Below are 7,009 nucleotides of genomic sequence, written 5' to 3'. Positions count from 1 at the left end.
GCCCGCATCGACTGGCACGGCGGCACCTTCCAGCTCACCGACCTGAGCTACAACGGCACCTACGTGCGCTTCGATCACGACCCCGAGGTGATCAGCCTGCGGCGCGGCACCTGCACGCTGCACGGCAGCGGCCTGATCGGCCTGGGCACACCGCCCACCGAAGCCGACGGCCCCTGCGTCCGCTTCGAGGTGATGAAGTTCGCGGACACCCAGCCGCACGACCTGTACCTCTGAGGATGGCGTCGCACGCCGACCCGGGTCTGCACGAGGCGCTGCTGGCGCTGGTGCGCAGCCTGTGCCGGCAGACCGCCGCCCGGGCCGGCGCGGTGGTGCTGGTCGATGGCAACCGGCGGCATGTCACCGCCACACAAGACGACGACTGGCCACGTGCGGACGACGCCCGTGCCGCGATCACCGTGAACGGGCTCGTCGTCGGCAGCGTCTGCGTTCGTTCACCGCAGCACGATGCGGGTGAGGCCCTGGCCGACGCCAGCCTCCAGGCTGGGGCGCTGCTGGCCTCGCGCGAGCGCGAACGGCAGCTGAGCGACAGGCTCGAACGCGAACGCTTGGCCTCGGCCGCGGGCAGCGACTGGCTGTGGGAAACCGATGCCGACGGGGTGCTGACCTGGGTGTCCGACAGCGTCGTCGAGCACACCGGCTGGCCGGCCAGCGTCGAGATCGGCATGCATTCGATGCACCTCAACCGCCCGCCGCCGGGCGCTGCCGAGCGCGAGAGCTGGGACCGCTACCGTGCCCTGCGCGCCGCGCGGCTGCCCTTCCGCGACGGCATCGGCGAGCGCGACTGCGCCCGCGGGACGATGCTCGTGGCGATGAGCGGGAGGCCGCGTTTCGACGCCGACGGCCGCTTCCTCGGCTACCGCGGCGCGGCGCGCGACGTGACCGCCGAGGTCGCGCAGCGGCAGGCGGCACAGCAGGCGCGGCAGATGCTGCTGCAGGCCATGGACGCCGTGCACGCCGGCCTGATGATCAGCGGGCCGGATGGCCAGGTGCTGGCCGCCAACGCCGCCTGGCAGCGCCAGGTCGGCCGCTTTGCCACCGGCGCCGGCGACACCTGGGAGTCCCTGCTGCGCGCCATGGTGGCGCAGGGCGTCTACCCCGATGCGGCCGGGCGCGAGGAGGAGTTCGTGCGCTGGCGGTTGTCGCTGGCCACGCCCGACGCCACGCCGCACGAACTGCGCTTCGCCGACCAGGTGGTGCTGGTGTGTGACCAGCGCCTGCCCGACGGCAGCACGGTGCACCTGTCCGTCGACGTCAGCGAACGGCAGCGCGACGCCCAGCAGCGCCGCGAGTCCGAGGCGCGCCTGTCGGCCGTGCTGCGCGCAGTGCCCGACCTGTGGTTCGTGGTCGGCGCCGACGACACCTACCTGATGTGCAGCGATGAGCAGCACCCTCTGCTCATCGAGCCTTTCGAGCAGCAGCGCGGCCAGCGCTTCGGCGACGTGCTCGCGCCGCCGTTCGACCGCCTGGCCCGCGAGGCGATGGCCCGCGCCCGCAAGACCGGCGAGATGCAGCGCCTCGAGTACGAGAGCGCGATGCCCGACGGCAGCCGGCGCGTCTTCGAGGCGCGCCTGGCCCCGATGGGCGACGGCAACGTTCTCTACCTCACGCGCGACCTCACCGAGCTGCGCCGGATGGAGCGCGAGCTGGTGACGCTGCAGCGCGCGGTGGAGGCCGATGCCGCGATGCCCCTGGTGGTCACCGACGCGACGCAGCCGGACCGGCCGATCGTCTACGTCAACGCGGCCTTCGAGCGTCTGACGGGTTATCCGCGCGACCAGGCGCTGGGGCGCAATTGCCGCTTCCTGATGGACCCGCAACGCGATCAGCCCGGCCTGGCCGAGCTGCGCTCGGCGCTGGCCGACGGCCGGCCGTGCACCGTGGTGCTCGCCAACCGGCGACGCGACGGCAGCGGCTTCCTCAACGAACTGAGCATCGTGCCGATCCGCGATGCACGCGGCGCGGTGATCCAGCACCTCGGCGTGCTGCACGATGTCACCGAGCGCGTGCGCGCGGCCGAACGGTTGCGCATCAGCGAGGAGCTGTACCGGTCGGTGGCAGCGACGATCAGCGACGGCCTGATCGTCGCCGGGCCCGACGGGCGCATCCTCGCCTGCAACCCGTCGGCCTGCGACACGCTGGCCAGCGACGCCGCGACGCTCACCGGCCGTCGCCTGAGCGAGCTCGGCTACCGCCTGCACGACAGCCACGACCAGCCGCTGAGCCCGACCGCCCATCCCGTCCAGCGTGTGCTGCGCGGTGGCGACGGCGTTCGCGAAATGCCTTTGGTGGTTCACCGTCCCGATGGCGTGGTGCGCCGGGTGCTGCTCACCGCGCGGGCGCTGAGCCCGTCCGGCGGCAGCAAGGCGCTGTCCTGCCTGGTGAGCTTCCGCGACGTCACCGACCAGCAGGCCGCGGCGCAGGCGCTGCTCGACAAGCAGGCCGCCGAGCTGGCCAGTCGCGCCAAGAGCGAGTTCCTCTCGCGCATGAGCCACGAGATGCGCACGCCGCTGAACGCGGTGATCGGCTTCACCCAGCTGCTGCGTATGCAGCCCGAAGGCCCGGCCTCCAAGGTGACCGAATACGCCGACCACATCCTGCGTGCCAGCGAGCACCTGCTCGGCCTGGTCAACGAGGTGCTCGACCTGCAGCGCGTCGAGGAGGGCCGCGCCGCGCTGGAGCCGCGACCGATCGAGCTGGCGCCCTTCCTGGAGAGCACGCTGGACCTGCTGCGCCCGGCGGCGCAGTCCGGCGGCATCGCGCTGGCCAGCCAGGTGCCCGGCGGCCACTGGGTGCTGGCCGACGAACGCTGCCTGCGCCAGGTGCTGATGAACATGGTGTCCAACGCGGTCAAGTACAACCGCCCGGGCGGCTGGGTGCTGGTGACCCTGCTCGACGCACCGCCGGGCCGCTGCACCATCGCCATCGAGGACACCGGCTCGGGCCTCACCGACGAGCAACTGGCCCGCCTGTTCCAGCCCTTCGAGCGCCTCGGCCACGAGACCACCAGCATCGAGGGCACCGGGCTCGGGCTGGTGATCACGCGCAGCCTGATCGAGCAGATGGGCGGCTCGGTCACGCTGTCCAGCGTGCCGGGCGCCGGCACGCTGGCGCGCATCGAGCTGCCGGCGGCCGAGCCGCCCGATACCGCACCGGCGCCGCTGGCGCCGCCGCAGACCGCCGTGCCCGTGCCGCCGCCGGCGCAGCAGCAGCCGTTGCGCGTGCTCTATGTCGAGGACAACCGCATCAACGCGCTGCTGTTCGAGGAGGCCATGCGCCTGCTCGGAGGCATCGAGCTGCAGATCGCCGAGAGCGGCGAGGAGGCCCTGCGCCTGATCGAAGGCTGGACGCCGCAGGTGCTGGTGCTCGACGCCAACCTGCCCGACATGAACGGCCACGAACTGCTCGCCCGTCTGCGCGGGGACGCGGCACTGGCCGCGGTTCCCGCCTTCATGTGCTCGGCCGATGCCATGCCCGAGGACCTCGAACGCGCACGCGCCAGCGGCTTCCGGGGCTACTGGACCAAGCCGATCGAGATGGCCAAGGTCAGCGCGGCGCTCGATGCCCTGCGCGAGACGACCCCAGGCTGAACCCGGCACGGTGCCTCGCCGATAATCGCGCGCCACCCGCGCCCCGAAATGACCTTCGCCGCAGAACCCCCCTTCCGCCACGGCACGCCAGCGCAGACCGCCATCCTGCTCGTCAATCTGGGCACGCCCGACGCGCCCACCCCGGCGGCCCTGCGCCGCTACCTCGCGCAGTTCCTGTGGGATCCGCGCGTGGTGGAGATTCCGCGCCTGGTGTGGTGGCTCATCCTGCACGGCGTGATCCTGCGCGTGCGGCCGGCCAAGTCGGCAAAGAAGTACGAGAGCATCTGGATGCCCGAAGGCTCGCCGCTGCTGGTGTGGAGCGAGAAGCAGGCCACGCTGCTGCGCGGCTACCTGGGTGAGCGAGGCCATCCGGTGCTGGTGCGCCATGCGATGCGTTATGGCAATCCGTCGGTGCCCAGCGTGCTCGACGAACTCAAGGCCGCCGGCGCGACACGCATCCTGCTGCTACCGATGTACCCGCAGTACTCCGGCCCGACCACCGCCAGCGCCTGGGACGCGGTCGGCGACTGGTCGCGCAACGTGCGCCACGTGCCCGAGTTCCGCTTCGTCAACCGCTACCACGACGATGCGGGCTACATCGAGGCGCTCGCCCAGCGCGTGCTCGCGCACTGGCAGGCCGAAGGCCGCGGCGACAGGCTGGTGCTCAGTTTCCACGGCGTGCCCAAGCGCACCCTGCTGCTGGGTGACCCCTACCACTGCGAATGCCTGAAGACCGCGAGGCTGCTCGGCGAGCGCCTCGGCCTGAAGCCGGATCAGCTGGTGGTGACCTTCCAGAGCCGCTTCGGCAAGGCCGAGTGGCTGCAGCCCTACACCGAGCCGACGCTGATCGAGCTGGCCAGGCAGGGCGTGGCGCGTGTCGACGTGATGTGCCCCGGCTTCACCGCCGACTGTCTCGAGACGCTGGAAGAGATCGACCAGGAGGCGCGCGAGGCCTTCCTCGAATCGGGCGGCAAGGATTTCCACTACATCCCTTGCCTGAACGACAGCCACCCTTGGATCGCGGCGATGGCCGACATCGCCATCCGCCACATGCAGGGCTGGCCGGCGCGCGCCGAGGATCCGCCCGCGCTCGAAGCGCAGCGCCAGCGCGCGCTGGCCGCGGGCGCAACGGACTGAACCCGGGCAGCGCCGCTCAGGGCGCGCGGCGCAGCTTGCGGCGCAGCCGCAGCAGCCGCGGCAGGCCGAGCAGCAGCACGATCACGATGATCAGCGCGAGCGACATCGGCCGCTCGAGGAAAACGCTCCACTTGCCCTCGCCGATCGACAGCGCGTTGCGCATCTGCGCCTCGGCCAGCGGCCCGAGGATCATGCCCACCACCACCGGCGCGGTCGGGAAGTCGAAGCGCCGCATCACCACGCCGAGCAGGCCGATGCCGTACAGCAGCACCAGGTCGAAGGCCGACTGGCGCATGCCGTAGACACCCACGGTGGCGAAGATCAGGATGCCGGCATACAGCGGCGGCTTCGGGATCTTCAGCAGCTTCACCCACAGGCCGACCATCGGCAGGTTGAGCACCAGCAGCATCACGTTGCCGATGTACAGCGAGGCGATCAGCGCCCACACCAGCGCGGCGTTGCTGTCGAACAGCTGCGGGCCCGGGTTGATGCCGTAGTTCTGGAACGCACCGAGCAGGATGGCCGTGGTGTTCGAGGTCGGGATGCCCAGCGTCAGCAGCGGGATCAGCGTGGCGGTGATGGCCGCGTTGTTGGCCGCTTCCGGCCCGGCCACGCCCTCGATCGCGCCGGTGGTGCCGAACTCCTCCTTGTGCTTGCTGAGCTTCTTCTCGGTGGCGTAGCTGAGGAAGGTCGGGATCTCGCTGCCGCCGGCCGGCACGGTGCCGAAGGGAAAGCCGATGAAGGTCGCGCGCAGCCAGGCCGGCCAGGAGCGCTTCCACTCGCTGGCCGTCATGTGCACCTTGCTCATGCGGTTCTGCGTCTCCGCGGAGCGGCCTTCGTACAGCACCGCATACAGCGCCTCGGCCACGGCGAACAGGCCCACCGCCACCAGCACCACCTCCAGGCCGTCGAGCAGTTCCGGCGTGTCGAAGGTGTAGCGCGCCTGGCCGGAGATCTGGTCGAGACCCACCAGCCCCATCGCCAGGCCGACGAAGAGCGCGGTCAGGCCGCGCAGCGTGCTCTTGCCGAGCACCGCCGAGACCGTGCAGAAGGCCAGCACCATCAGCAGGAAATATTCGGGCGGGCCGAGCTTGACGGCGTTCTCCGCCACCCAGGGCGCGAGCAGCGTCACGCCCACCGTGGCGATGGTGCCTGCCACGAAGGAGCCGATCGCCGCCGTGGCCAGCGCCGCGCCGGCGCGGCCGTGCTTGGCCATCTTGTTGCCTTCCATCGCGGTGACCATCGAACCCGCTTCGCCGGGTGTGTTCAACAGGATGGAGGTGGTCGAGCCGCCGTACATCGCGCCGTAGTAGATGCCGGCGAAGAAGATCATCGACGCGGTCGGGTCGACCTTCAGCGTGATCGGCAGCAGCATCGCCACCGCGGTGGCCGGGCCGATGCCCGGCAGCACGCCCACCGCCGTGCCGATGGTGCAGCCCAGCAGCGCCCACAGCAGGTTGATGGGCGTGGCCGCGACGGCGAAACCCTGCAGCAGGGCGTTCCAGGTGTCCATCGTGAGCCCTCAGATCCAGCCGGTATCGGTGAGCCCCGGCAGGCTGATCGCCAGCATCTTGCCGAACATCCAGTACACCGGCGCGGCGATCGCCATGCCGATCAGCAGGTCGACCAGCCACGTCAGCGGCGAACGATCCAGGCGGCCCTGCGCCGACTTGAAGCCGCGCACCGCGAGCATGAAGCACAGTCCGCAGGCGAGCACGAAGCCGATGCGCGTGATCAGCATCGCGGTGGACAGGATGCCGGCCGAGACCCACAGGAAACCCGGCCAGTGGCCAGTCTCGGCGCCCGACGGCTCCTCCATCAGGCGGAAGCCGCCGCTGAGGGCTTCCCAGACGAGGAAGGCGCCGCAGGCCAGCAGCGCCAGCCCCACCACCCAGGGCAGGAAGTTGGGGCCGACGCCGCCGTAGCCGGCATCGGAGCGGATCTGCGTGGCGCCCGCGACGATCAGCACGCCCAGCGCCAGCGTGCCGGCGCCGACCGCCGCGTGCAGCTTGTTCATCAGATCATCCCGGACTTCACCATGATGGCTCGCAGCGAAGCGAACTCGTCGTCGACGAACTTCTCGAACTCCGGACCGGCCATCAGCGCAGGCGTCCAGGCGTTCTTCTCGAGCGACTCGGCCCAGGCCTTGGACCTGGTGGCCTTGACCACCATGTCCGTCAGCGCCTTGCGCTGCTCGGGCGTGATGCCGGGCGCGGCGTACACGCCGCGCCAGTTGCCGATCACCACGTTGACGCCCTGCTCCT

The 7,009-nt window shown here is 70.9% G+C and carries 4 protein-coding genes and 2 pseudogenes; 3 read left to right on the top strand and 3 right to left on the bottom strand.

What is annotated here, in order from left to right; all coding sequences use genetic code 11:
- The 3 genes and pseudogenes from AB7U92_RS18855 to hemH form a co-directional block, all read left to right on the top strand.
- Positions 1–234 (top strand): annotated as a pseudogene (locus tag AB7U92_RS18855) (adenylate/guanylate cyclase domain-containing protein); the annotation flags it as partial.
- 2 nt (positions 235–236) lie between these two features.
- Entirely contained in the window at positions 237–3,608 is a 3,372-nt protein-coding gene (locus AB7U92_RS18850) for a PAS domain-containing hybrid sensor histidine kinase/response regulator (RefSeq protein WP_428580467.1), read from the top strand.
- Between the two features lie 48 nt (positions 3,609–3,656).
- Positions 3,657–4,745 carry a ferrochelatase gene (gene hemH, locus AB7U92_RS18845; RefSeq protein WP_428580464.1) on the top strand — a complete coding sequence of 363 codons (1,089 nt, stop codon included), beginning with the start codon at positions 3,657–3,659 and terminating at the stop codon, positions 4,743–4,745.
- Between the two features lie 16 nt (positions 4,746–4,761).
- Here hemH and AB7U92_RS18840 read toward each other — a convergent pair whose 3' ends face one another.
- The 3 genes and pseudogenes from AB7U92_RS18840 to AB7U92_RS18830 all read right to left on the bottom strand — a co-directional run.
- Positions 4,762–6,258 carry a tripartite tricarboxylate transporter permease gene (locus tag AB7U92_RS18840; protein WP_428580461.1) on the bottom strand — a complete coding sequence of 499 codons (1,497 nt, stop codon included), beginning with the start codon at positions 6,256–6,258 and terminating at the stop codon, positions 4,762–4,764.
- Between the two features lie 9 nt (positions 6,259–6,267).
- Complete coding sequence (locus tag AB7U92_RS18835) at positions 6,268–6,762, bottom strand: tripartite tricarboxylate transporter TctB family protein (protein WP_428580459.1); 495 nt, start codon at positions 6,760–6,762, stop codon at positions 6,268–6,270.
- Positions 6,762–7,009, bottom strand: a pseudogene (locus AB7U92_RS18830) (tripartite tricarboxylate transporter substrate binding protein); the annotation flags it as partial. The gene AB7U92_RS18835 and the pseudogene AB7U92_RS18830, both read right to left, overlap by 1 nt.

The sequence above is a fragment of the Piscinibacter sp. genome (genome assembly GCF_050175855.1).
Lineage (GTDB): Bacteria > Pseudomonadota > Gammaproteobacteria > Burkholderiales > Burkholderiaceae_C > Piscinibacter.
This window is presented reverse-complemented; position numbering and strand designations above follow the sequence as displayed.